The sequence below is a fragment of the Enterovibrio sp. FF113 genome, from assembly GCF_041439165.1.
GTDB lineage: Bacteria > Pseudomonadota > Gammaproteobacteria > Enterobacterales > Vibrionaceae > Enterovibrio > Enterovibrio norvegicus_A.
In genome coordinates this window covers 1-25,576 of the sequence record NZ_JBGONO010000040.1, presented here as the reverse complement: position 1 = coordinate 25,576, position 25,576 = coordinate 1, and the positions used below count along the sequence as shown (strand labels likewise).

At 45.5% G+C, this 25,576-nt stretch carries 25 protein-coding genes and 1 tRNA gene; 22 read left to right on the top strand and 4 right to left on the bottom strand.

Translation table 11 applies throughout. The features are described 5' to 3' along the window. Positions 1 to 108: 108 nt before the first annotated feature. Positions 109 to 807: an oxidative stress defense protein gene (locus ACED36_RS21540; RefSeq protein ID WP_016960277.1), complete on the bottom strand. Its 699-nt coding sequence runs from the start codon at positions 805 to 807 to the stop codon at positions 109 to 111. Between the two features lie 88 nt (positions 808 to 895). Then, complete coding sequence (locus ACED36_RS21535) at positions 896 to 1,798, bottom strand: LysR family transcriptional regulator ArgP (RefSeq protein ID WP_017005571.1); 903 nt, start codon at positions 1,796 to 1,798, stop codon at positions 896 to 898. A gap of 109 nt (positions 1,799 to 1,907) precedes the next feature. Here ACED36_RS21535 and ACED36_RS21530 point away from each other — a divergent pair, with 109 nt between their 5' ends. From ACED36_RS21530 to rpoS, 10 genes are all read left to right on the top strand, one after another. After that, on the top strand, positions 1,908 to 2,555 hold the full coding sequence (locus ACED36_RS21530; RefSeq protein ID WP_017003239.1) for a LysE/ArgO family amino acid transporter: 648 nt from the start codon (positions 1,908 to 1,910) through the stop codon (positions 2,553 to 2,555). Then, positions 2,555 to 3,058 carry a YbaK/EbsC family protein gene (locus ACED36_RS21525; protein ID WP_017003238.1) on the top strand — a complete coding sequence of 168 codons (504 nt, stop codon included), beginning with the start codon at positions 2,555 to 2,557 and terminating at the stop codon, positions 3,056 to 3,058. Before ACED36_RS21530 ends, ACED36_RS21525 begins: the two co-directional genes overlap by 1 nt. A 196-nt stretch (positions 3,059 to 3,254) precedes the next feature. Next, the gene (ftsB, locus tag ACED36_RS21520) at positions 3,255 to 3,527 is read left to right on the top strand and encodes a cell division protein FtsB (RefSeq protein ID WP_016960273.1); all 273 of its coding nucleotides are present in this window, start codon (positions 3,255 to 3,257) and stop codon (positions 3,525 to 3,527) included. Between the two features lie 29 nt (positions 3,528 to 3,556). Beyond that, positions 3,557 to 4,282, top strand: a complete 726-nt coding sequence (gene ispD, locus ACED36_RS21515; protein ID WP_017005573.1) for a 2-C-methyl-D-erythritol 4-phosphate cytidylyltransferase — start codon at positions 3,557 to 3,559, stop codon at positions 4,280 to 4,282. Positions 4,283 to 4,312: 30 nt separating this feature from the next. After that, complete coding sequence (ispF, locus tag ACED36_RS21510) at positions 4,313 to 4,795, top strand: 2-C-methyl-D-erythritol 2,4-cyclodiphosphate synthase (RefSeq protein WP_026024144.1); 483 nt, start codon at positions 4,313 to 4,315, stop codon at positions 4,793 to 4,795. Then, the gene (gene truD / locus ACED36_RS21505) at positions 4,788 to 5,846 is read left to right on the top strand and encodes a tRNA pseudouridine(13) synthase TruD (RefSeq protein WP_371733797.1); all 1,059 of its coding nucleotides are present in this window, start codon (positions 4,788 to 4,790) and stop codon (positions 5,844 to 5,846) included. The genes ispF and truD overlap by 8 nt, the downstream gene beginning before the upstream one ends. Next, positions 5,827 to 6,576: a 5'/3'-nucleotidase SurE gene (gene surE / locus ACED36_RS21500; protein ID WP_016960268.1), complete on the top strand. Its 750-nt coding sequence runs from the start codon at positions 5,827 to 5,829 to the stop codon at positions 6,574 to 6,576. The genes truD and surE overlap by 20 nt, the downstream gene beginning before the upstream one ends. 11 nt (positions 6,577 to 6,587) lie before the next feature. Then, a complete protein-coding gene (locus ACED36_RS21495) occupies positions 6,588 to 7,208 on the top strand; it encodes a protein-L-isoaspartate(D-aspartate) O-methyltransferase (RefSeq protein ID WP_035008538.1) in 621 nt (206 codons plus the stop codon). Between the two features lie 10 nt (positions 7,209 to 7,218). Beyond that, positions 7,219 to 8,178, top strand: coding sequence for a peptidoglycan DD-metalloendopeptidase family protein (locus tag ACED36_RS21490; protein WP_016960266.1), 960 nt, complete (start codon positions 7,219 to 7,221; stop codon positions 8,176 to 8,178). 55 nt (positions 8,179 to 8,233) lie between these two features. Next, positions 8,234 to 9,226 (top strand): RNA polymerase sigma factor RpoS, encoded by a 993-nt coding sequence (gene rpoS / locus ACED36_RS21485; protein WP_016960265.1) that lies wholly within the window; start codon positions 8,234 to 8,236, stop codon positions 9,224 to 9,226. A gap of 94 nt (positions 9,227 to 9,320) precedes the next feature. Here the strand turns inward: rpoS and mutS are convergent, their stop codons facing one another. Next, on the bottom strand, positions 9,321 to 11,891 hold the full coding sequence (gene mutS, locus ACED36_RS21480; RefSeq protein ID WP_371733796.1) for a DNA mismatch repair protein MutS: 2,571 nt from the start codon (positions 11,889 to 11,891) through the stop codon (positions 9,321 to 9,323). A gap of 219 nt (positions 11,892 to 12,110) precedes the next feature. On the opposite strand from mutS, the gene ACED36_RS21475 reads away from it, so the two are divergent. From ACED36_RS21475 to ACED36_RS21460, 4 genes are all read left to right on the top strand, one after another. After that, complete coding sequence (locus ACED36_RS21475) at positions 12,111 to 13,391, top strand: site-specific integrase (RefSeq protein ID WP_017005580.1); 1,281 nt, start codon at positions 12,111 to 12,113, stop codon at positions 13,389 to 13,391. Between the two features lie 215 nt (positions 13,392 to 13,606). Then, positions 13,607 to 14,647, top strand: a complete 1,041-nt coding sequence (locus tag ACED36_RS21470) for a hypothetical protein (RefSeq protein WP_371733795.1) — start codon at positions 13,607 to 13,609, stop codon at positions 14,645 to 14,647. Continuing rightward, complete coding sequence (locus ACED36_RS21465; protein WP_371733794.1) at positions 14,647 to 16,332, top strand: hypothetical protein; 1,686 nt, start codon at positions 14,647 to 14,649, stop codon at positions 16,330 to 16,332. The genes ACED36_RS21470 and ACED36_RS21465 overlap by 1 nt, the downstream gene beginning before the upstream one ends. 71 nt (positions 16,333 to 16,403) lie before the next feature. Further along, the gene (locus tag ACED36_RS21460) at positions 16,404 to 17,423 is read left to right on the top strand and encodes a hypothetical protein (RefSeq protein ID WP_035011890.1); all 1,020 of its coding nucleotides are present in this window, start codon (positions 16,404 to 16,406) and stop codon (positions 17,421 to 17,423) included. A gap of 96 nt (positions 17,424 to 17,519) precedes the next feature. On the opposite strand, the gene ACED36_RS21455 is transcribed toward ACED36_RS21460, so the two are convergent. Beyond that, positions 17,520 to 17,984: a hypothetical protein gene (locus ACED36_RS21455; RefSeq protein WP_017005584.1), complete on the bottom strand. Its 465-nt coding sequence runs from the start codon at positions 17,982 to 17,984 to the stop codon at positions 17,520 to 17,522. A gap of 234 nt (positions 17,985 to 18,218) precedes the next feature. Here ACED36_RS21455 and ACED36_RS21450 point away from each other — a divergent pair, with 234 nt between their 5' ends. From ACED36_RS21450 to ACED36_RS21415, 8 genes are all read left to right on the top strand, one after another. Continuing rightward, positions 18,219 to 18,440, top strand: a complete 222-nt coding sequence (locus tag ACED36_RS21450; RefSeq protein WP_158008848.1) for an AlpA family phage regulatory protein — start codon at positions 18,219 to 18,221, stop codon at positions 18,438 to 18,440. Positions 18,441 to 18,673: 233 nt separating this feature from the next. Further along, a complete protein-coding gene (locus ACED36_RS21445; protein WP_139124395.1) occupies positions 18,674 to 19,264 on the top strand; it encodes a hypothetical protein in 591 nt (196 codons plus the stop codon). 355 nt (positions 19,265 to 19,619) lie between these two features. After that, positions 19,620 to 20,108 carry a nicotinamide-nucleotide amidase gene (pncC, locus tag ACED36_RS21440; RefSeq protein WP_016960263.1) on the top strand — a complete coding sequence of 163 codons (489 nt, stop codon included), beginning with the start codon at positions 19,620 to 19,622 and terminating at the stop codon, positions 20,106 to 20,108. Between the two features lie 123 nt (positions 20,109 to 20,231). Further along, the gene (gene recA / locus ACED36_RS21435) at positions 20,232 to 21,275 is read left to right on the top strand and encodes a recombinase RecA (RefSeq protein ID WP_016960262.1); all 1,044 of its coding nucleotides are present in this window, start codon (positions 20,232 to 20,234) and stop codon (positions 21,273 to 21,275) included. Then, a complete protein-coding gene (locus ACED36_RS21430) occupies positions 21,269 to 21,724 on the top strand; it encodes a RecX family transcriptional regulator (RefSeq protein ID WP_026023842.1) in 456 nt (151 codons plus the stop codon). The genes recA and ACED36_RS21430 overlap by 7 nt, the downstream gene beginning before the upstream one ends. 155 nt (positions 21,725 to 21,879) lie before the next feature. Then, on the top strand, positions 21,880 to 24,462 hold the full coding sequence (alaS, locus tag ACED36_RS21425) for an alanine--tRNA ligase (RefSeq protein ID WP_016960260.1): 2,583 nt from the start codon (positions 21,880 to 21,882) through the stop codon (positions 24,460 to 24,462). A 480-nt stretch (positions 24,463 to 24,942) separates the two neighbouring features. Further along, positions 24,943 to 25,140, top strand: a complete 198-nt coding sequence (gene csrA, locus ACED36_RS21420) for a carbon storage regulator CsrA (RefSeq protein WP_016960259.1) — start codon at positions 24,943 to 24,945, stop codon at positions 25,138 to 25,140. Between the two features lie 211 nt (positions 25,141 to 25,351). Further along, a tRNA-Ser gene (locus ACED36_RS21415) sits at positions 25,352 to 25,443 on the top strand. Positions 25,444 to 25,576: the final 133 nt, after the last annotated feature.

The window sequence follows — 25,576 nt, the reverse complement described above, 5'->3', positions numbered from 1 at the left end:
TTGGACATAAAAAGACCCCCAATAATTGGTCGTCCAACTATTGGGGGTCAGTTCACATTGCGGCCTTATTTTTTGTCTTTTTAAACCCTTAGATGGCTTAGATGAGCGTTATTCGCCGAGCGCGTACACCACATTCACGCGATCTGTGATGGTGATTTCTGCATCTTGATAAGTGGCGTTGACACCAGCAGTGGCTTCAGCCATTCGCATCATAACAGGGCGAATTGGCGTTTGATCGACGTAGCGAATTTCCCATACACCTGCCAAGGTTTCACCAAATCCATTTGCGAGTGACTTTGCTTTTGCTTGCGCATCAGCAATGGCAGCCATGCGAGCTTTTTCTTTCAACTCCGATTCCTTGCTCGAAGAAAAAGAGATGCCATTGACGCGATTCAGGCCATCAGCCAATGCCCCGTCCAATAAGCGATTTAGGTTAGCGAGGTCTCGAACTGTTACTGTCACGGAGCGACTTGCACGATAACCTGTGAGTTTAGGCTCGCTGTTTTTCGGGTAGCTGTATTGAGGTTGCAGCGAGAGGTTGGCACTTTCGATATCTTTCTTGTCTATGCCCATTTTTTTAAGGCGTTCAAGCAAGGCGGCAATCGCATCGTCAGACGCTTTTTTTGCGGCTTGTGCTGATGTGCGATTAAGGGATACAGCCACATCAATATTTGCCATGTCTGGCATAGCAACCACTTCGCCAATACCCACGGTTTCTAAATGCGGAAAGTCAGGTGATGCGGCAGAGGTGAAAGGAGAAAGGGCGATAGTTGCCCCGAACAGTGTGGCTATTAGATGCTTTTTCATACGAATGCTTCCATTTTGTCTATTTCAACACGATTTGACCGCAAGAGTCTCTGGATTATCCCTAACGGAAGAAAGAATGTAGCGTGGGTTAAGGAAAAACGGCTCGAGCGTAACTTAAGCATGCTTTTGTCATTTTCGCCAGTATGCCGCTTTCGGTGGCAAAGTGATGCCAATAGAGGTGGCGTGTTACCCCATCTCCGGGGCATAAGTCGATAAGCACACCGTTTGCCAATTCCTGTTCAATTTGAAGTTTAGGGATCAAGCAATACGCCACGCCGAGTTTTGCCATATTGACGAAAGCGTCGGATGAACGAACCATGTGGCTACGCCAGCCTACAGTCGGCAGATTGAATCGTTCAGAAACAAACTGCGTGTGCATATCGTCGAAGCGATCAAATACCACAGCAGGTGCTTTACTCACTGCTTGGGCATTGAGTCCATGAGGGAAATACTGTGCCTTGAACGCGGGTGTACAAACACAGACGTACTCCATGGTTCCCAGTTTTGGCGCAACACAGCCTTGAAGTGGTGAGGGCTCCGTGCTGATGGCAATCACGGCTTCACCTGCGCGAAGGCGATTCAGCGTTCGGCTTTCGTCATCCACAATCAAATTGATTTCTAAAGACTGCGCTTTCATCAGTGGTGCCAATGCGGGTAGCAACCATGTGGCAAGGCTGTCAGCATTGGTAGCGATGGGGACCGTGATAGCAACGGATGAGCCGTCAGGCGTGAGTTCAGGGAGTAATTCTTTTTCCAGCAGTTGAAGTCGGCGATAGAGCCCCAGCAGTTTTTTCCCAATAGCGGTGGGTTGAGGCGGAGATTCCCGCACTAAAACTGGCTGTGCGACAAACTTTTCTAATTGCTTAATGCGCTGTGAGACGGCGGATTGCGTCACAAACAACGCTTCCGCCGCTTTATCAAAACCACCATGGGCAATAACGGCATCCAAGGCTTCTACCCAGCGATAATCCAATCCTTTCATGATAACCATATTAGTTAGTCTTATTTATCATTAAAATTATTAGATTTACTTACTTTTGTCATCCCTCTAATTTTACCTCTCTCGTACTAGCGATAAATAAAACATAGGATGTATCAAAATGAGCAGTGGCATAGTGCTTCAAGGGTTCGGGTTAGGATTGAGCATGATTGTGCCAATTGGGGCGCAGAATGCATTTGTACTGAACCAAGGGATCCGCAAACACCACCATGTGGCTGTGGCAACCATCTGTTTTATTTGCGATGCGCTATTGATCCTTCTTGGTGTGTTTGGTGGCGGCGCGATGTTAGCGAACAATGAGATTTTGCTGAATGTCGTGACCTTAGGCGGCGTTGCGTTTCTTCTCACTTACGCGTTTCAATCGCTGAGACAAGCATGGCGGGCTCAAAATGACGATGCTTCTAGTGCATCAACATCAACATCAGCAACAGCCAATAAAACCCTACTCTCTGTTATCTTAGGCGCGTTAGCCGTGACACTACTCAATCCACATGTGTATCTCGACACCGTGGTGGTACTTGGCTCAATTGGCGGCCAGTTTGAGCCCTCGCAACGCAATGCATTTGCGATTGGCACCGTGCTTGCTTCGCTCGTTTGGTTTTATGGAATTGCGCTTGGCGCTGCCAAATTATCACCCGTATTATCGAAACCGCGTGTGCGTCAGGTGATAGACGTGCTTGTTGCTGCCATGATGATCTATGTGGCGTATCTGCTCATGCAAAAATGGATGATGAATTGGGAGGGATAATGTCGCAAACACTCGACGAGATAATGAAGAAGAACATCGCACTGATGACCGCATGTGATGTTGTTTATCAGCAATGGGAGCATGAACCTATTTTAGATTTCGATACGGACGAACGTGTAGGAGAACGACTAGGTTGGACGGCGACGCCCACAAAAAGCTTGTTTCTGTCGTTTAAGTCGGGCGGACATGCCTTATTGCTCACCCATAAAGACGCACGCCTCGACAGCAAAAGCGTGAAGGCCTTGATGGGGAAACGTCCCTCGATTGCATCGAATGAAGAAATGATCGCCACTTTGGGGTGTGTCCCAGGTGCAGTGTGTCCCTTTGGATTACCCGAGCATATCCCATTGTTGGTTGATGATACGCTGTTTGGTTTTGATACTTTAATGTATACGCCAGGTCCCCCAGAATTTACGTTTGCGTTTGCCGCGAAAGATCTCCCCGTTCTCCTCTCTGCATTACCTAATCCTATTCACCTTCTTGGACAGCCAGCGGATGCGTGATGGCCTCGTTACTGAGGTAAGCCGTTAATAAATCGCTCGATACTGTCCAATATGTTGATATTCACACGTTTGTCGTTGCCATTGCTGGTGTGGCAATGACGAATGTGGGAATATTGCTATCCTCTATACATAATATTTCTGGGCGGCGCAGGTAAGCGGCGCCATATCTGGGTTGCGTCATGGTGAGGAAAACGCGATGCGAATGCTGACAGTCATGCTGATCGTATTGTTCGGATGGCTTCAATATCACCTTTGGTGGGGCAAAAACGGGATGGAAGAATATCTCGACGTTAGCGCAGTGACTGAGTTGACAGCTCAAGCTAACGACAAGCTAAACCAACGCAACCAACAGATGTTCGCAGAAATTGCAGACCTCAAACGCGGGCAAGAAGCGATTGAAGAGCGTGCCCGTAATGAACTCGGCATGATAAAACCGGGAGAAACGTTCTTCCGCATTGTGAGTGACTAACGTACTCCCCTTATAAAACGAAGAGAATCATGACAACCCCGGCAAGTAATGAAAATCAATGCTCGCCTCGCTCCGTCGTTTCTGATGTTGTTGCCATTGTGCCAGCAGCAGGCGTGGGTAAGCGCATGGGCGCAGCCTGTCCCAAACAATATCTCACCATTGGCAATAAAACCTTATTAGAACACACAGTGCATTACTTACTTGATCACCCCAAGGTGTCAAAAGTGGTGATAGCAATTGGTGCGGAAGATGAATATTTTCATTCAACGTCGCTGGCTGATGATGATCGGGTAGTGGTGACAATTGGTGGTGCAGAGCGTGCAGATTCGGTCTTAGCAGGGCTTAACGCCACTCATGCCGAATGGGTGATGGTGCACGATGCAGCAAGGCCATGCGTTCGTCATGAAGACATTGATGCGCTTATTGAAGCGGCAACATCTCATGCAGATGGCGCATTGCTCGCCTCGCCAGTGCGAGACACGATGAAACGAGCAAATACCGAGGGTTGCGTTGATCATACAGTGTGCCGTGAGCAGCTTTGGCATGCACTTACACCACAAATGTTTCGACGAGATCTATTACTAACGGCATTACAGCGTGCGCTTGAGCAATCATTGGCCGTGACCGATGAAGCATCAGCCATCGAGTTTGCGGGTGGCACACCTAAGTTAGTCGTCGGCCACGCAGACAATATTAAAGTCACCCAGCCAGAAGATTTGGCACTCGCCGCATTTTTCTTAACGCAACGATCCTAGCTGGGATAGACATCAAGAGGACAAACAATGATGCGTATTGGACACGGTTTTGACGTACACAAATTTGGCGGAGAAGGCCCAATTGTCATTGGTGGCGTTAAGATCCCTTATGAGCAAGGCTTGATTGCGCACTCCGACGGCGATGTGGCACTTCATGCCCTTTGTGACGCCTTGCTTGGTGCGATTGCAGCAGGCGACATTGGTCGTCACTTTCCGGACACAGATGCGGAGTGGGAAGGCGCGGATAGCCGTTTTCTGCTGCGCGACGTTTACGCAAAAGTGAAGGCAAAAGGATATGTTATCGGTAATCTTGATGTGACCATCATGGCGCAAGCACCTAAAATGGCACCGCACATTGATGCCATGTGTGCAGCGATTGCCGACGATCTCGAAACGGATATCAGTAACGTTAATGTGAAAGCGACCACCACTGAACGACTAGGTTTTACAGGGCGCAAAGAAGGCATCGCCTGTGAAGCTGTCGTTATTATCCGTAAGGAATCTCATGACTGATGTAATGACATCGTTGGCCTACCTGAACGGTAAACCAACCGCGACAGGTCGCTTGAAAGCAAAACCTGAGCACTTTTTCGTCAGCGAAACGCTTGATTTTACCCCCGCAGGACATGGCGAGCATTTCCTTGTTCGTATCCGTAAAATTGGCGAAAACACCAAGTATGTTGTCAATGAATTGGCAAAAGCGTGTGGGGTGAAATCTCGTGATGTGAGCTGGGCGGGATTAAAAGACCGTCATGCCGTCACTGAACAATGGTTTAGTGTGCATCTTCCAGGTCAACCTGACCCCGATTTGACTGAATTTCTCGAAACCCATGAAGGGATCGATGCAATTCTAGAGACCACTCGCCACGACAAAAAACTGCGTCCCGGTGATTTGATTGGCAATCGCTTCTCGTTAGTGATCACAGATTTTGATGGTGATGATGCGATCGAAGCGCGTCTTGTCAGCATCCGTGACAAAGGTGTACCAAACTACTTTGGCAGCCAACGTTTTGGCCGTGATGGGAACAATGTTGTCGCGGCGCGTGAATGGGGCCAAGACAAAATCCGCGTGCGTGATAAAAGCCAACGCAGTTTCTATTTGTCAGCAGCTCGCTCGTACTTGTTTAACTTGGTGTTGTCAGCACGAATTAAGCAGGACATGGCGCATACACCCATGCGTGGCGACATGCTGATCGATGACACCGATCACTTGAAAATGGTGCTGGAAATCAATAAAGCTAATGAGCTTCTCGAAAAAGGCATTTGGCAAATCTCGGGCCCGATGACTGGCGATAATGCGCTGCCGACTGAAGCTGACGCACGTAAATTTGAGCAGGCCATTATCAACCAAGAGCCGGACTTGCTAGCTGTTATTCGCAGCAACCGCATGCGACACGATCGCCGAGCATTGATGCTCTTCCCGCAAGATATGGCATGGACTCACGATGAAGGAACACTGACAGTGTCTTTCTCGCTACCTGCAGGAAGCTTTGCCACGGCTGTGATGCGAGAGCTTATTCAAGACACAACGGATGGAGAGTCTGATGCACATATTGATCAGTAATGACGATGGTGTGTTTGCTGAAGGCATTAATGTGCTGGCGGAAACCTTATCTGAAATAGCGACGGTCACCGTCGTCGCACCGGATCGTAATCGTTCAGGTGCATCGAACTCGCTGACATTGGAAAGCCCGCTGCGCATTCGGGAAATCGCTGAGCGTCGCTATGCAGTGCAAGGCACGCCGACAGATAGCGTGCACATGGCATTAAATGCGCTGATCAAAGAAAAAGTCGATTTTGTCGTCGCGGGCATCAATCACGGTGCAAATTTGGGCGATGACGTACTTTATTCGGGCACTGTTGCTGCGGCAACAGAAGGCTTTTTCCTTGGTGTGCCTGCGATAGCGGTCTCCCTTTGTGGTTCCACACATTTTCATACAGCCGCACAAGTGGTAAAAAAAGCAGTGCTGTTGGATCAACACAACCCATTGCCGCGTAACCGCATTTTAAATATTAACGTGCCTGATTGCCCGCTAGACGAATTGAATGGCTGGCAGGTGACGCGTCTTGGTGCGCGACATCGTGCAGAAGACATGATCGAAGAAACCGATCCGCGTGGGCAACCTATATTTTGGATTGGTCCTCCTGGCGCTAAACAAGATGCAGGTCCGGGTACAGATTTCCATGCCATTGAAAACAAATGTGTCTCTTTGACGCCTTTACAGGTCGATCTAACAGCGCATGATACGCTGGATACGCTGTCTCAGTGGGCAACATACGCAACGGAACAATAAAGGTGACATTGGTGAATTACTCGCATTCACTTATTCAACTACTTCGACAACAAGGGATTGCAGACCAACGTGTGCTCAATGCTATTGAGCGTTTGCCTCGTCATCTCTTTGTTTCTGAAGCAATGGCTCATCAAGCCTATGACAACAACGCGTTGCCGATAGGCTTTGGTCAAACGATTTCACAGCCATATATTGTGGCAAAGATGACAGAGCTCTTAACGCTGGATTATGACAGTCGTGTATTAGAAGTAGGAACGGGGTCGGGCTTTCAGACATGTGTGCTAGCGCAACTGGTTGAGCATGTTTATTCCGTGGAGCGAATTAAGCAGCTTCAAATGGTCGCGAAGCGCCGTTTTAAACAGCTTGAGCTCTACAATATATCAACAAAACATGGTGATGGATGGGAAGGTTGGGCAAGTAAAGGTCCGTTTGATGCCATCCTTGTTACCGCGGCTGCAGCCAGTATGCCTAGGGCGCTTTGCGAGCAGCTCGCAGAGGGTGGAACCCTTATCGTGCCAGTCGGCGAGACCGATCAGACGCTTTACAAAGTCACCCGTATTGGTGATGAATTTGAAACAACAGCAATTGAAGCGGTACGTTTTGTCCCATTAGTTGCTGGTGATTTGGCTTAGGTAAGTATTTGTGGAAGGGGTTTCAATTCAGTTGAAAATACTGGTTTTTCTTTCTGTGTTGGGATTTTTGTCCGCGTGCTCAATATCAAGCCCCGCACCTGTTTCGAGTGTGGGTCCTGACTATGGCGATGTAGAGCGGGGAAGCTACCGCGGCAGCTATTACAAGGTGCAGAAGGGCGATACCTTGTACTACATTGCTTATGTCACGGACCGAGATGTTAAAGAAATTATCAGCGCCAATAAGCTCACGTCCCCCTATACTATTTTCCCTGGTCAGAAACTAAATCTCTGGCAGGAGAAGTACGTCCCGCCTACGTATGGCAAGAAAAGCGACATTCCTATTGCACCGATAGTTGTCGCCCCAGCAGTCGTCGCGACAGCGCCAGTTGTTGCTTCTAAGGCGCCAGTTGTACCTACAGGATCATCTGCTAAATCGGACAAAGATAAACAAAAATACGCTTCGCAAAAAAAGTCTGAGTCTAGTTCACAAAATAAGAAAAATGTTGAACAGCAAAAAGTGAAGGAGTACAGTCGACCTGTAACAAAAAACAAACCATCTGTTGATAAATCTGCAAATAAGTCGTCAGGAGCACCGAAAGCAATAAGTTGGCAATGGCCAGTGAGCGGACGGGTAGTTTCGGGATTTTCCAGCTCAGAGCTTGGAAATAAAGGCGTCGATATAGCAGGTAAACGTGGGCAGAGCATCAGTGCTTCTGCTGACGGCAAGGTGGTTTATGCGGGCAATGCGCTACGCGGTTATGGGAATTTGATCATCATAAAACATAACGATGATTATTTAAGCGCTTATGCACACAACGACCGCATATTTGTGTCAGAACGCCAGAGCGTCAAGAAGGGGCAAAAAATAGCGTCAATGGGCAGCTCTGGTACAAACAGTGTCCGGTTGCATTTCGAGATTCGTTACAAAGGAAAATCGGTGAATCCGTTAAGGTATCTGCCGAAGCGGTAAACCGAGACAGATTTTGCTGTACTGTCTTGCTGCTACGCCAAAATTGGGAGGCGCTATGGGTCAGAATAATACTGCAAAGAAAGTCGATGACTTGGTCGTTGAAGAAGCTGAAATCGAGCAAATAGAGCTTGATGCTGACGCTGAAGCTGAAAAGTCTGAAAAAGCTGAAAGCGTTGAAGAGTCGGTATCCTTCTCTGCATCCTCTAAAGCATTGGATGCTACTCAACTTTATCTAAGCGAAATTGGTTACTCTCCTCTGCTAACGGCAGACGAGGAAGTGCTGTACGCACGTCGTGCACTTCGTGGTGATGAAGCCGCTCGAAAACGTATGATCGAAAGTAACCTCCGTTTGGTGGTTAAGATCTCTCGTCGTTACTCTAACCGCGGTTTGGCTCTGCTGGATCTGGTGGAAGAAGGTAACTTGGGACTGATTCGTGCGGTTGAGAAGTTCGATCCAGAACGTGGTTTTCGTTTCTCTACTTACGCAACGTGGTGGATCCGTCAGACGATAGAACGCGCGATAATGAACCAGACTCGTACTATTCGCCTGCCTATTCATGTCGTGAAAGAGCTAAATGTCTACCTACGTACTGCACGTGAGTTGGCACAAAAACTTGATCATGAGCCCACAGCAGAAGACATTGCACTGCAACTTGATAAGCCTGTTGAAGACGTTAACCGTATGTTGCGCCTTAACGAGCGTATCAGCTCAGTCGATAACCCTATCGGCGGTGATTCAGAAAAAGCGCTTTTAGATATCATCCCTGATGAGAAAGAAGGCGGTCCTGAAACCACCACGCAAGACGATGACATGAAAAAGTCTATCGTTCATTGGCTGCAAGAATTGAACCCGAAACAACGCGAAGTGTTAGCACGCCGCTTTGGATTGCTGGGTCATGAAGCATCAACATTGGAAGATGTTGGTCGTGAGATCGGATTGACACGTGAACGTGTGCGTCAAATCCAAGTGGAAGGTTTACGTCGCCTGCGCGATATGTTGACTCACCAAGGTTTGAACATTGAATCCTTGTTCAATACTGAGCACTAAACACTTCTCTTCTTATTTCTCGTTTCTAAGTGTTTAGTTAAAAGCCCCGTTTGGGGCTTTTTTGTGTCTGGTGGCGCCATACCTACCCGTCAGGTTATAGAAGGGCTTTCAGTCGATAAAGCGCGTCGAGTGCTTGTCGTGGTGTTAGGTTATCGGGCTCGATATCCGCCAACGCCTTTTCGGTCTCGCTCAGCTCAGGAAGAAGCGAAAGTTGAGCGGCAGATGTTGGCTTAACGGATTCACCTGTCACTACCTCATGCCCACTTGCTTCTAATTGACGAAGTTTGTTTTTCGCGCGCTGAATGACGGTTTTAGGTACGCCAGCAAGACCAGCAACCGCCAATCCATATGACTTGCTTGCCGCGCCTTCTTGAACGGCGTGCATGAAGGCAATCTCATCACCATGTTCAACCGCATCAAGGTGAACATTGACCAAGCCTTCAACTTGACCTGAGAGCTCAGTCAGTTCGAAGTAGTGGGTGGCGAATAACGTCATGGCTTTGAGCCTTTCAGCTAACCATTCTGCACTTGCCCACGCGAGCGATAAGCCATCATAGGTGCTGGTGCCGCGACCGATCTCATCCATCAATACCAAGCTGTTCTCGGTGGCGTTGTGAAGGATGTTTGCGGTTTCGGTCATCTCAACCATGAACGTTGAGCGACCAGAGGCCAGATCATCTGACGCGCCAATACGCGTGAAAATACGATCCACAGGACCAAGAGTCACGCCCTCTGCAGGCACGTAAGAGCCGATATGTGCCAAGAGAGTGATCAGTGCTGTTTGGCGCATGTACGTTGATTTACCGCCCATGTTAGGGCCAGTAATGATCAACATGCGGCGATCGGGACGTAATGATGTTGGGTTTGCAATAAACGGCGCATCTAAAACCTGCTCAACCACAGGGTGGCGACCACCAACAATGTCGATACCACGCTTTTCGGTAAGTGTCGGGCGACAATAATTTAGCGTTTCTGCGCGCTCTGCAAGGTTCGCCATCACGTCGAGTGTAGATAGTGCATCAGACACGCGCTGTAGCGTTTCGAGATGCGGCAACAGCTTGTCGAACAACTCTTCCCACAACTTTTTCTCTAGTGCTAACGCTTTAGACTTGGAATTGAGGACTTTGTCTTCATGCGCTTTTAACTCAGGGATAATGTAGCGCTCCGCATTTTTCAGCGTTTGGCGGCGCACATAGTGCGGAGGCACTAAATGGCTTTGACCTCGGCTGACCTGAATAAAGAAACCATGAACCTGATTGAAGCCGACTTTGAGGGTATCAATGTTGTGCTGTTCACGTTCACGGCGTTCAAGTTCTTCCAAAAAGCGAGTTGCGCCGTCCGCCAGTTCGCGCCATTCATCAAGCTCTGCGTTGTATCCTGGGGCAATAACACCACCATCACGGATCACAACGGGTGGTGCTTCCACAACGGCTTCTACCAATAACTGAACCAGATCGGGCATTGGCTCGCTTGCTGCTTTGAGCGGTGCAATCGCACAGTCATCTACTTCAGTGAGCAAGGTTTCAATTTCAGGCAATTGCTGCAATGCGCCGCGTAGTCTTGCCATATCACGTGGACGAGCAGACCGAAGCGCCAAGCGCGCCAGGATACGTTCCATATCTCCAACAGGATGCAGCGTCGTTGCCAAATCAGAATAAATCCCGGTATCTTTTAAAACAGTGATGGCATCAAGGCGAGCATTGACGGTGACAAAGTCACGCATGGGTTGGTGCAGCCAGCGTTTGAGCAAGCGACTTCCCATCGGGGTGGTGGTTTTGTCTAGTATGGATGCGACGGTATTTTCAAAGCCGCCTGATAAATTTTGTGTCAGTTCGAGATTACGGCGCGTTGCAGCATCTAAAATAACGGTATGGTCTTTGTTCTCTTTGACCAAAGCACGAATATGCGGCAATGCGGTGCGCTGCGTGTCTTTCACGTATTGCATTAAGCAACCGGCAGCAGCGAGACCCAGTGAGCAGTCTTCAACGCCAAAGCCAATTAAATCTCGCGTGCCAAACTGTTGATTAAGCTGCTGCTTAGCTGTTTCGACATCAAACTCCCAAATTGGGCGTCGACGACTGCCTTTGCACATGGCGGTCAGCGCGGGGAACGAAAAATCTTCAGGATAGAGTAATTCGGCGGGGCGGGTACGCTGAAGTTCAGCCTGCATTTCTTCTTCTGTCGCAGGCTCACTTAATAGAAAACGCCCTGACGTAATATCGAGCGTGGCATAACCAAAACGCTCACCGTGGGCAAAGATAGACGCAACTAAATTATCAACACGTTCGCTGAGTAAGGCTTCATCAGAAACGGTGCCTGGTGTGATAATTCGCACTACTTGGCGATCAACTGGCCCTTTGCTGGTGGCTGGGTCACCGATTTGCTCACAAATCGCTGCAGATTCTCCGAGCTGAACCAGACGTGCGAGGTAGCCTTCGACAGAATGATAAGGAACACCAGCCATAGGAATAGGTTCGCCAGCAGAGGCACCACGCTTGGTCAGTGATATATCGAGCAATTGAGAAGCTCGCTTGGCATCGTCAAAGAACAATTCGTAGAAATCACCCATACGATAGAAAAGAAGTTCTTCAGGATGCTGCGCCTTAATTCTAAGGTATTGCTGCATCATCGGTGTGTGTGTGGTGGTAGAAGCGTTGTCTTTCATTAGATCTCTGTATTTAAGTTCTTGTTTTGCAGAGCATAGTCGCGCTTCTGCTACCTGATTTTTGTCCCGTTCTGTCCCTGATTGTCCCACTAAATCCCATACTTAAGTATAGGGAAAAGTATAGGTTGTCTCCAATGTGAGAAAATGGTTATATGATTTCCTATACTTTAGAGATCTGTCTTATGGCTGCATCGATTATGGGTAAATCAAGGACACTGGATGACCAGAGAGAGTAGCAAATCACTATGTGACCTATCAATCAAGACAATGAAAGCAGGTGACAAAGAACTTGTTGGAACTGGTAAGCATATCGGTCTGAGGGTGTATGTAGGTAAAACAGGGAAAAAGAGCTTTATCTATAGATATAGACACCCGATGACAAAGAAGCTAAAGCAGATAAAAATTGGAACTTACCCGCAACTAACCTTAGCAAAAGCATATGTAGAGCTTGAGGAACTGAAGGCTATTAGAGCTCAAGGTGTATGCCCTGCTGAAAAACGGAAAAATGAACGAAAACAGAATGAAATCGATGCTGAATCTACTTTTGACAGCATAACGATTCGTGATGTTGCTAGGTATTACCTATCTGAAAGTATCGAGCGCAGAGCAAGCTCAAAAGGAGATGACTCAATAAGTGACAGTAGACGTCGCGAAGCTATTCGAACTTTAGAAAAAGATATAACACCTGAATTTGGTGTGAAAAGTGCGCTATCCCTACTTCCTTCACAAGTAACGCAGTTAGTGAAGCAAATCATCGAGGATAGAAACTCTCGCGTCCAAGCGGGTAGATTCTTAGGTGAATTATCGCTTGCTTATGACTTCTCGATAGGAATGGGATATCTGCCAGAAGACTTCGCTAACCCGTGCATCACAGCCAAAAAAAGCTTAAAACTGGCAAGATACAAGTTAACAAGTAACAAACGTCAACGAGTGCTTGATGATGACGAATTGAAACAACTTCTGGACTGGTTACCCCGCTCTAAATTCAGTACACACCACAAAGGCATTCTTCGGTTAGCACTATGGACTGGATGCCGTACTGGAGAGCTCTGTATCGCGTCATGGGACGATATCGACTTAGATAGAGGGGTCTATAGGTTAAAAACATCAAAAAACGGGAAAGGGCGTAACGTACAGCTCTCTCGTCAAGCCATTGAATTCCTAAAAGGCTTAAGAGTCACCACTGATAAATATCTCTTCCCATCGCAAAGAACAGGTAACCCGATTCAGCAAAAGCAAATGAGCGAACAGGCATGGCAGCTAAGAGAGAAAGGCTGGATGATTGATTTAGAGCCTTGGACAGCACACGACTTGAGAAGAACAGTAAGGACAAAGCTATCAGCCCTTGGCTGTCCGCATGACGTTGCTGAGACCATTCTGGGTCATGAGCTTGGTGGTGTTGCAGGGGTTTATAACGTTCACAAATATGAGGAAGAGAGTAAAGCATGGTTGCAGAAGTGGGCTGATTATCTAGATGAACTTGCGCTGTTGGTTTTTTGAGCCATTGATATAACACTAAGGATTGAATGGATGTATGAACACATGATATTAGGTAAGCTCTAGAACCCATTCGAGACTCAAAAATACAATGCATTAGGCATTTTGATTGTGCTGTCTTTCTATCTTTCCATAATCATTATGTGCATAATTTCACTGCATTAAGGTTCATTTGTGCCTTTTTTCAGTGTCATTATCAGTTTGTAGGTTGTGGTTAAATGGAAAATTTGGAAGTTCTTGAGTATTCGTTGCATAAATTAGATGTGAATTTTGACTGTCCGGTTCCTATGGCACTCGATGGCACTGCGGAAGGACTAAAGGCCTACACCGAGCTTGTTTTGAAGGAGCTGTTGGAAAGTCCACGCAGTCGTTTTTTTGGATTTAAAGACTTAGATGAGCTTGTTGCTGCTTCACTTGTAGCATTGTCAAAAGGTGAAGATTGGAAGGAAAAGTCAAACAAAATCGCAACAAAGCTGCATGATGTTGAACTTACTGTTCAGGACAAAATTAAACAAATGACCAATGTCAAAGCTGGCGGGTTATTGCAACTAAAAATCAAACATGACGACTGTTTGAAATTTGTACTCATTAAGATCGACAACAGTGACTATCTAGATGAAGTTAACCTATCATTGAAATCGGGTTTACCAACATCAAAGAATCGGTTACAGAAAGCGGCAGTCGTATCGTTTAATGCCGAGCATGAAGTTCATGAGGTTATTGTTTCAGATAGTAAAGCCAAAATAACCGAATACTGGTATTTGTCATTTTTGGTTGCAGAGCAACTAAAAGACTCTGAAACAAATACAAAAAACGCTTTTTCAGCAATAGATAACTTGCTTACTAAGGAAGTGAAAAAAGTATCGCCAGTGGATTTTTGGTTTCTTAGAAACGATATAATCAACCATTTTAGGAATGAAGACTCGCTCGCTTACGATGAACTGGTAGCGAAAGTCAAGGCGCACAAGCCAGAAACGAAAGAGTTTAAAGAGAAGTTTGATACGTTTGTCGAAAGTTTTGAAAAACTTCCACATACATCACCCAAGCCATTTGATACTCAGTTTGATTTAGAGCCTAACGTGATTAAAGCGCGAATCGTTAGAAAAGTTATGCTAGATAATAACTTTGAGCTGAGAATCAACGGGGAAATAGATGATTTGAAATCAAGGATATCTGCAAGCATGGATGAAAAAGGTAAGTTTATAAAAATATACACTGATAGTGGGTATGAGGAATTTAATGCCTCTGAGATCGAATAATGTCGATTGTCAGGCAGATTCTCGAGCCATTTGGTAAGGTGACAAAGCTTAGTATTAAAGACAATTTTTGTCTTTATGAGGCTAAGTATACTTTTCTGTCGTCTGCGCCTCTAGATCGCCTGAAAGAAACATTGGAAATTCATTTAACCCGTTTGAATCAATCGGGTGTCAGTGTAGTTATCACTGTTTACGATAATAATCCAATAAGAATCTCATCAGATAACCTTGGGTCTCTGGACGAAAAGGTAGGTTTGATAGTTGACGAGTTGGTATATTTAGAGGGTGATGTAGATATTGAGATAAGAATTGACAAAGAAGAATCTGTTAATCTTAATATCTTCGACTTATCAGTGTTTGTTGAGCATATTGACTCTCTAAGTTTGCAAGAGAATCTGGAAGCTTGGAGTAAGTTTGATTTATCGACTCCCTTCTCTGTTGATGTATGGGAGGATACCGAACCTTTTACAACCGAATCTATTTGTTTTAACTCGGTATTCCCCAATGTAAATGGTAAGTCTGATGCGATTACATCAGAATCATGTAAACTTGATAAATTAGGAAAGGTTGAAAAAAGAGATAAGTGTGGGCATTTTGCTAATGCTGCTCAATTTAATTTTATACCGAATGATTTTAAGGTTTGTTGCGATAAAAACAAACAATTAAAAAACTTTTTTAATGGATTGTTTAACTCCTTTTTGATTGTGTATTTGTCTGATTTTTCATCTATTTCCGGCGATACTATAAAGTATAGATTAAAAGGTTATAAGTTACTTTCAGGAAGTGTCGATTTTAGTGATTTAATGGAGCATGACTCTAGCGAGTTGAGTCGAATTTATGAATGGACATATTTAGAAGGGAATTACACTGATAAGATTGGCCTAGCCAGAAATATCATATCTATTCATTTGAATGGTGAGTGTATATTATCAATTGAATGTGGCACATCTGATTCGGTTAAATCTGGTTATGACCTGTATCTCAAGGACAATGTAAAACAGTACATTGAGATTAAAAACAAGATTTCTGATTTCTTACAAAGCCAATCAGATAAAGCTTTGGATATGACAAAAAGCATGTTCTCGATGTTCAAAACAGGCCTGTGGACATTTACAACATTTTTCATAACAGTGTTCTTGTTGCGAGTGGTAAATAAGGGAACTTTGTCTGGGGTGTTTGGTTTCGAAGTTTATGTGGTAAGCCTGCTTTTAATAGTTATATCGTTCATATACTTATTGATATCTGTAATGGAGATTAACTCTGACAGAAATAGGCTTATAGAGAAATACTCTGACATTAGAGGTCGTTATAAAGACCTCTTGGATAAAGCTGATCTTGATAAGATTATTGATGTTGAAACTGTCAGCCTTAAAGAAAGGTTATATATCAATAAGAAAAGAAATCGTTACATATTAATGTGGATTATAACGAATTTAGTTATCTTGATTGCTGTATCTATACTTTACTGTTCTTCTGCCGGCTCTAATGTTGAACGCGATATCGAGACTGAGAAAGTCAATAATCTCAATGGCTTGGAAGTGTTTACGAGTAAGATTCCTCAAGAAGACGAGGTTATTGTTACAAGCCAAGAACATGACGTGAGAGTTGAAAGTAAGTTAGAAGGTCAGGAAAGTAAGCCGTTAACCGAAGTGTCTAGTGCTTCTGGTTTGGATCTGAAAAGCAAATAATTATAAAATTTCGGGGAGTGCTTTTAAAGCGCTTTCTTGATTTCCACATGTTCGATAACATTATAAGGTATATGGAAGTGCCAAAAAGGCAATATTTATCTGAGTTTGCTGTGAATCTATGTTCAGCAAGATGGCTTTTAACATCAGCTAGCCAGTTTATGACAGGCGGAACGATGAGACAGCAAGAGAAAGAAATTGCTGATAATTGTCATATTTATCTGATAGGTAAAGCGCCAGTTATATCTTATTGCAAAGATTCATTTAAATATGAAGACGGGATTTTATCTGGAAAAATAATCTATCGTATAGAAGGTGTATCAAGAGAGAGGGAGTTTTCAATTGAATTTCCACTATTAGATGGTGCAGTTGAGTTGAAACTTTCAAACTACCCCTATCGACAAGTGATAACAGTAGATGGAAATGGACAAGAAGTCAGATATCTCCCTGCAAGTGTTTTAGCTTTTAGGACAGAATGGCACGTTGTAAATTCTGAGCTAAGTGATATTGAAGTACTGTATGTTGGCCAAGCATTTGGAGATGGGACAAGAACCGCGTTTGACCGCTTGAAGAGTCATTCAACATTACAGAAAATTTTGGCTCAAGCTCAATATGAATCGCCGGATTATGAGGTTCAAGTACTAACTTTTGAATATGAATCATATAGAGTAATAACCCAGTTGGATGGGAGGGCTAAAAATGTCATATCTGACTATAGGGATATGAACAGATTTAGAGATATCTTGCGGAATCATCTTTCAGAGCGAGAGCAAATATGTTTGGTGGAGGCAGCGTTGATTAGATACTTCCAGCCAAGGTATAATGAAATATATAAAGATAACTTCCCTGACAATAAACATAAAATTCTCGAGGGTTGTTATGATTTGGATTTTTCTGGTCTTATAGTTGAAATAAATACCGAAGAGCTAAACTATAATCTCTTCTCTTCGACAATATCACCTAGAAGTCATCACTTGTGTAAAGTTGACATTCTTGATCCTAATAAACGCTGGGGCTTTTTTCACTACGATAATGGTGATGGCTCAGTCTTCAAAATTCCTAACGTTATCGAAAGGAAGAAAAAGAATAGTTAATATAGGGGAAAGGTGTCGAGAGCTAGACACCTTTCTCGATTTTTCATTATTGGAAAATTTGGTCGGTTCGATTTTTACATGTTTTATACTTTGGTTTTAATCGTCATCAAAAGTGAATTCACCAATAAGGTTGTCTTTAAACCAATTGTTGTTGCACATTAATCTAATGGCGCAAGGATTCCAGTCTTCAATACCATAGTCTTGTATTTGTTTAGGTAGTTTATAATCACTTTTTGTGAGAAAACTAGCTATCCTCACATCGGAGTTTTTTCCACTTATCTTGAGTTTCTTTCTATGTAGGATGATGTCTCGTAATTTTGTTAGATAAAGAGAGTCACTATTCAGACAGACATCATGCCCATTGCTCAACTCTTGTCGAACTACCGCACATACAACACTCGACAAATCCTCGCCTGATGGTTTGGAAAAGCCAACTTCTTTCGCCAAATTGATGAGTACCTGCTTGTCGCTCTCCGTCATGTAGAGTCTCACTGTTTTCAATCCAGATCTCTTCCTTCTCTTATCTGTTTTTTCTCGTCTTTCATTTGCTGACATAGCCATGGGAGAGCTTTTCCTATTTTTCATATGTGAGGCGTGCGCTAAAAGCATACGCACGCCTCACAAAAATCCTGTTGTATGTGTTTGATAATATGTCACTTATTAAATGTTTTTGAAAGTGAGAACTTACGATAGACAGGATGCTTTCTCTGTGAGGCGTGCGTTTTATCGGCGCTGGAAATAGTTAATTTCGAAAACTGTAAATCAGCTCACGAACTCATTACTAGGAGCAAGTTCGTGATTACTGAAAGACTACTAAAGCGAAAGGACGTACTGATTATTTGTGGGATCTCTAAATCTACATTGTATCGAATGATAAAGAGTGAAGATTTTCCATCGCAAGTGAGCATTTCTGGCAAGAGATCAGTTGGCTGGCGATCGAGTGAAGTTGATGCTTGGCTGGGATCGCGCGAACGTGTAAACGCATCTTCGTGTATCTCCGCAGCCTGGGAGGCATAACGATGGGGAAGGAAAGATATGTCAGGACGCTTTGTCGTTTAGTTGATATGGAAGGATTCGAGCGCCCACAAAATTGTGACATGGAGAATCGCTGTAGAAGCAAGCTATTGAGGATATCACCAAAGCATTTTCCACAAGCTCTGTACCTCGCGGATAAACTTGAAGGTTGCTTGAGTGATTCTACAGATTTTTGTGGTTCTCTGGCTTGTAAGCGATGTGTACGAGATGTTCGCATGAAAGCTGTCGATCGCTTAGTCAAAGAAATGGAGGGAAAGCCATACAAGCTTATTACTCTGGTATGTTACAGCGATGTCATCCATGGCAGCTCGCTTGATGAATTGAACATCAAAAAGCTAAAAGACAAGCTTCGCAAGCAGTTAGAAAGATCCGATGTTTATTTACCTCTTATCGGCACTTTTGAGGTCGATTATCACAGTCATATAGATAGCTGGGTTCCTCACTTTCATCTACTCATGCCTGCATGCGAAAAGACAGAGGGAGCTATCAGGAGTTCGTTTCGTAAAAGCCACGACATAAAAATGTGGAAGGGGCGCATAGCGAGACCTGTTTATCTGAAGTCGGTGAAAGCGGGAGAGGAGGTAGCAGCTGTGAGCTATGTACTCAAAGTTGTTTGGGCTACATGCGTGGACTATTGGTGCGAACGCCGCGAAAAGTTGGTGACCAAAAAGATGCGAGGTAAACCGACTCACGTCGCAGAATCATTGCTTTTTCTTGATTCAATTACTTCAGATCAAGTGGTATTCGAATATAGGGTAAAAGGGACGAAGTCTAGTTGGCGGAGCCTGTCCGCACCTAATAGATAGCCATTACAGATAGTAAGACGTTAGCTACATCTACTTACACTGTATAACTATATATATAGGTATGGGGATATAACACTAATCAATGGACTAACTGGACTTAACTAAGCGTTGCTTGACAGTGTAGGAAATGGTGTAGGAAATAGGGCTGATATCTTCTCAGCCCTTTGTTTGAAGGCTTTCAGTGCTGATGCATCATTGGCGTGTGAGTAGCGAGTGCTTGTACTGTCACGTTCTGGCCTGCAAAATTACAAAGGTAAGAGAAGGGAACAAGGATACGTGAATCGCGGTGAAAGGGTAAAGTATCGATATCGCGATGACTGGAAGATGATGAAAAATATGACCGTCAGAGGGAAGCATGGAACAGTTAGTGAAATTGGCGACACAAATTGGTGAACGGCTTAATGATAACCAACAGACGGTGACCACTGCAGAGTCATGCACAGGCGGTGGTATTGCTTACATGCTGACAGAGATTGCGGGTAGTTCTGCGTGGTTTGAGCGCGCGTTTGTCACTTATAGCAATGACGCGAAACATGACATGGTAGGCGTGTCGCAAGAGACGCTGGTCGCCCATGGTGCAGTGAGTGAAGAGGTTGCCGCTCAAATGGCAGAAGGAGCGCTAAAGGCCGCAAGTGCTGATTTCGCACTCGCGGTTACGGGGATAGCCGGGCCAACAGGTGGCAGTGACGAGAAGCCTGTTGGCATGGTGTGTTTTGGTTGGGCAACCAAGAAAGGGGTGGTAACGGAGACTTGTTTGTTTGACGGAACACGCTATGACATTCGTAGAAACACTATCGCCCACAGTTTGTGCCGTTTGCTCAGTTACCTAGAAGCAGAAAAATAAGAGACGCGACACGAAAGCAAAGAAAAAGTTTACACAGGGCTAGACACTGTATAAATGGACAGTATACTTAGCCTCATTAGCGAACAGTTATCTGAACGAATATTGCTTCCGTTGGAGAATCAAATGGACGACAACAAACAGAAGGCATTAGCCGCGGCCCTAGGCCAGATCGAGAAACAATTTGGTAAAGGATCGATCATGCGCCTAGGCGACGATCGCACCATGGATATTGATACCGTATCAACCGGTTCATTGTCACTGGATATCGCGCTGGGAGCGGGTGGCTTGCCGTTCGGTCGTATTGTTGAAATCTACGGTCCTGAGTCTTCAGGTAAAACAACGTTGACGCTGCAAGTCGTGGCGGAAGCGCAGAAAATTGGTAAGACTTGTGCATTTATCGATGCAGAGCATGCGCTTGACCCTGTCTATGCGGGCAAGTTAGGTGTAGATATCGATAACCTTTTGGTTTCACAACCAGATACCGGTGAGCAGGCGCTGGAAATTGCTGATGCATTGACTCGCTCAGGCGCTGTTGACGTTATCATCATTGACTCCGTTGCTGCATTGACGCCTAAAGCTGAAATCGAAGGCGAAATGGGTGACTCTCACATGGGTCTGCAAGCGCGTATGCTTTCTCAAGCCATGCGTAAGCTGACTGCTAACATCAAAAACAGCAACACCTTGATGATTTTCATCAACCAGATTCGTATGAAGATTGGTGTGATGTTTGGCAACCCAGAAACCACGACAGGTGGTAACGCACTGAAATTTTATGCATCTGTTCGTCTTGATATCCGCCGTATTGGCTCTATCAAAGAAGGCGACGAGATTGTTGGTAATGACACCCGCGTAAAAGTCGTGAAGAACAAGATTGCAGCACCGTTTAAACAAGCTGAATTCCAAATTATGTACGGCGAAGGTATCAACCTTTATGGCGAACTGATCGACTTGGGCGTTAAGCACAAGCTGGTTGAGAAAGCAGGTGCATGGTATAGCTACAACGGCGACAAGATTGGTCAAGGTAAGTCGAATTCTTGTAAATACCTAAAAGAGAACTCACACCTTGCTGAAGAGCTAGATAAAAAGCTGCGTGCAATGTTGCTGAGCAATGGTAAAGAAGAAAGCGCAAAAGAAGATGCTAAGCAACCAGAAGGCGAAGCATTCTGAGTCTAAGCGCCAGAGAATTAGCGGTGGGCATGCTTGCCCGCCGTGATCATTCTGAACTGGAGCTTCGCCAAAAATTGGCGAAGAAACAGTGCCCACCAGAAGACATAGATATTGCCATCGAGCATTGCCATTACCATGGTTGGCTAGATGACAAGCGTTTTGCCGAAGCGACGCTACGCCATGGTGTGGCAAAAGGACATGGCTGGCAACGCATTTGCTTTGATGCCAAACGTAAAGGTATCACCACGCCTATGCTAGAAGCAGCGCAAGAAAATCAACAACATGACTGGTATGAGTTAGCGAAAGAACTCGCGATTCGTCGCTTTGCTGATCTAGACGGTTTTTTCCCCGATGTTGATTTTAAACAGCGTGCAAAGTGGACCCGATATCTACAAAGTCGCGGTTTTAGCTTCGATCAAATCAACTACGCATTCTCAAAAGAAAGTTAAAACCCCCTCATTCTTCACTCGCACTGCGAGCTATCTTGTTTCTGCCTCTTTTCGCCACAGGTTAGGTTGTTTACAATAAGCAGCAATTGACTCTGGTAATTTCGCTGTTAACGGCGATTTAGTTACTACCACAACTCCAATTTCAGGATTAGCCAATGTACATGAGCACCGACGAGGTTCGCACAGCGTTTCTCCAATTCTTTGAAAGCAAAGGGCACACCATCGTGCCTAGCTCATCGCTTGTACCTGCAAACGACCCAACGCTGTTGTTTACAAACGCAGGTATGAACCAGTTTAAAGATTGCTTCCTTGGCGCAGAAAAGCGCGCCTATACGCGTGCCACGTCATCACAACGCTGTGTACGTGCAGGTGGTAAGCATAATGACCTGGAAAATGTCGGCTTCACTGCCCGTCACCACACGTTTTTTGAAATGCTGGGTAACTTCAGCTTTGGTGACTATTTCAAAGAAGACGCGATTGGTTACGCCTGGGAGTTTCTGACTGATGTTCTGAAGCTACCTAAAGATCGCTTGATGGTAACGATATACGAAACAGATGACGAAGCATTCGCACTCTGGAACGAGAATATCGGTATCCCAGCGGATCGCATCGTACGTATTGGTGACAAGGAAGGCGGTAAAGCGTTTGAGTCAGATAACTTCTGGCAAATGGGCGATACCGGTCCTTGCGGCCCATGTACTGAAATTTTCTACGATCACGGCGATCATATCTGGGGCGGTCCTCCGGGCTCACCGGAAGAAGATGGTGACCGTTTTATCGAGATTTGGAACAACGTATTCATGCAGTTTAACCGTCATGCTGATGGCACGATGGAGCCACTGCCAAAACCATCTGTAGATACAGGTATGGGTATTGAGCGTATCGCTGCGATCATGCAGGGCGTTCACTCAAACTATGAAATCGACATCTTCCAAACGTTGATCAAATCAGCGGCAGATGTGATTGGTTATGAAGATTTGTCTAACCAGTCTCTACGCGTTGTGGCGGACCACATTCGTTCATGTGCGTTTTTGATTGTTGATGGTGTGATGCCATCAAACGAAGGCCGCGGCTATGTGTTGCGTCGAATCATCCGTCGCGCTGTTCGTCACGGTAACAAGCTAGGCGCGAAAGACGCATTCTTCTTCAAGCTAGTGGGTCCTTTGGCTGAGATCATGGGCACCGCAGGAGAAGAGTTGAAGAAGCAACAAGCTTTGGTTGAGAAAGTCCTGAAGATTGAAGAAGAAAACTTCGGTCGCACACTGGATCGCGGTATGGCGATTTTGGACGATGCACTAGAAGGCTTGAAAGGCGATGTTCTTGATGGCGAAACGGTATTCAAGCTTTACGATACCTATGGCTTCCCTGCTGACTTAACCAACGATGTTGCGCGTGAGCGCGGTCTAACCATCGATGAAGAAGGCTTTGAAGCTGCGATGGAAGCGCAACGTCAACGTGCACGTGAAGCTGGCCAGTTTGGAACCGACTATAACGCGGTTATTAAAATTGAAAGCGATTCTGCGTTCACCGGTTATGGTGAAACAGAAGGCCGTGGCTTGATCACTGACATCTTTGTTGATGGCTTGGCAACGGACACGCTGGCAAATGCCGATGAAGCTGTGATCGTTCTTGACCAAACACCATTCTATGCAGAATCGGGCGGTCAAAGTGGTGATGCAGGCTTCCTGATGACAGATGCTGGCAAGTTTGAAGTGCTTGATACGCAGAAGTTCGGCGCAGCAATTGGCCATCGCGGTAAGCTTGTTGATGGCGTGCTGACGGTTGGTGATAGCGTTGAAGCAAAAGTAAACGCAGAACGCCGTCAGGCGATTGCACTCAATCACTCAGCAACGCACCTCCTTCACGAAGCACTACGTATCGTACTTGGTGACCATGTGCAGCAGAAAGGCTCTCTGGTTCGCGCTGAAGGTCTGCGTTTTGATTTCTCTCACCTAGAAGCAGTGAAGCCAGAAGAACTACGAACGGTAGAAGCGCTGGTTAACGAGCAAATCCGTCGTAACCATGACGTTAGCACTGAGTTGATGGATATTGAGTCTGCGAAAGCAAAAGGCGCAATGGCACTGTTCGGCGAGAAATATGATGAGCAGGTTCGTGTCCTGAGCATGGGCGATTTTTCTATCGAACTTTGCGGTGGCACACACGCCAATCGTACCGGTGATATCGGTATGCTGAAAATTACCTCTGAAGGTGGCATTGCAGCAGGCGTGCGCCGTATTGAAGCGGTAACGGGTAAAGGAGCAGAAGACGCCTTTTATCGCCAGCAGCAGGAGTTCACTCAGAAAGTGAGCGACTCTCAAACCCGTGCGAAAGCACTGGAAAAAGAGATCCAACAACTGAAAGAAAAACTGGCCGCGCAAGAAAGCGCAAGCTTGATCAACAATGTAAAAGATATCAATGGTATCAAAGTGTTGATCTGTAAGTTGGATGGCGCGGATAACAAAGCACTACGCACCATGGTTGATGATCTGAAAAACCAAATGGGCAGTGGTGTTGTGTTCCTTGGCAATGTCGCTGATGACAAAGTCGGTCTGATTGCCGGTGTTACCAAAGACTTGGTAGGCAAAGTCAAAGCGGGTGAGTTGGTCAATATGGTTGCTCAGCAAGTCGGTGGCAAAGGCGGTGGTCGCCCAGATATGGCACAAGCCGGCGGTACGGATGTTGCGGCGTTGCCTGATGCGCTAGACACGGTTACGCCGTGGCTGACAGAGCGTCTGTAAGGCATATAAGCACTGTAAAATCTGTGTAAAGAAAGGCTTCCCTTGGAAGCCTTTTTTGTCCCTATTATTTGTACAGTTTATTCTTTGCACTTTTATTTGAACTCTGTATAGTGCATCGCCTTAAAGTAGGTGAGGCTTTTAAGTAAAGTCTTATACATCGGAATTTTGTTCCGAGAGGGCGAACTTTCTTTGCTGTGCAGTATCTTACAAGGTGAACTTCTGTGCACAGGAGTCACAATGTCTGGATTCGATCGCTAAATTCTCATTGGCAAACTGGAGTTGGTCAGAGAAATAAGCCATATTGAAAAACCGTAAAGGCGCTGTATAGCTGTTTCGGTTGCCTGTAAAGGATGCTCGCAAGGAAGGAAGATGTTGATTGTCCATCTCGGAGCTTGAGCTGCCGCGTGAGTTTGCTTCGTGCAGTAAGAAGACCAAACACTCAACTAAGAAGAAAGTTGTAATTACTCAAGGAGTAGAAGAATGCTGATTTTGACTCGTCGCGTTGGTGAAACGCTGATGATTGGTGATGAAGTTACAGTAACTGTACTGGGTGTTAAAGGTAACCAAGTACGTATCGGTGTGAACGCGCCTAAAGAAGTATCTGTTCACCGTGAAGAGATCTACATGCGTATTCAGGCTGAAAAAGGCAATCCAACGCCGACCACTGGTAATTTCTAAGCTTAACGCAGTCGTATTTACAAAAGGCCGATTATTTCATCGGCCTTTTTGCTAAAGGCAGGTTGTTCATTTAAAACGCAAATGGATGCTTTTGTGTTCACCGAACAGCGCGACTGGCGGAGAAGTGTGCAAACGCACCGTGTTTGCAGCTTTTTCCAGATAAAGTGTTTGACATATTTTCGTCTCAAAGTAATATGTGCCTCCGCAAGACGGTGAGGTGGCCGAGAGGCTGAAGGCGCTCCCCTGCTAAGGGAGTATACGGTTTATCCCGTATCGAGGGTTCGAATCCCTCCTTCACCGCCATTATTTTGTTGGTGGTTAGAAATGACAATCAACACGTTTTCTCTAGCAAAGAAAACCATTTTTCAAATTGAGAAGTATTGCGCGTGTAGCTCAGCTGGATAGAGTACCTGGCTACGAACCAGGCGGTCGGAGG